This window comes from Pseudomonas sp. MWU13-2105, assembly GCF_023242315.1.
In the GTDB taxonomy this organism is placed as follows: Bacteria; Pseudomonadota; Gammaproteobacteria; order Pseudomonadales; family Pseudomonadaceae; genus Aquipseudomonas.
On sequence record NZ_JALLIY010000093.1, the window covers coordinates 1 to 392 of the forward strand.

Here is a 392-nt window from a genome sequence, read left to right on the forward strand (position 1 = left end):
GCAAGCAATCGATATCGCCCGTCGCACGGCGACGCCGGCTTGTGAACGATACGGAATTGGTCGCCGAGATTAAGCAGCAAGTCAGCGAACTGCCCAGCTATGGCTACCGTCGCGTCTGGGGATTGCTGCGGCGCGCACGTGAAACCCAGTCGTTGCCACCGATCAACGTGAAGCGGGTTTATCGTGTCATGCGTGATCACGACCTGCTGTTGGCGCGGCGTATTAAACAGCCTGGCGTACCGCGCCGGCATGAAGGCCGTATTGCCGTGAAAACCAGTGATACACGCTGGTGTTCGGACGGCTTCGAGTTCCGTTGCGACGATGGTGCAAAACTGAGCGTGACCTTTGCCCTGGACTGTTGTGATCGAGAGGCTATCGGCTGGGTTGCGAGC

Annotated in this window: 1 protein-coding gene; it reads left to right on the forward strand. The window is 58.9% G+C overall.

What is annotated here, in order from left to right:
* On the forward strand, nt 1-392 hold a 392-nt coding region (locus M5B96_RS32450), incomplete at both ends, for an IS3 family transposase (protein WP_248801255.1).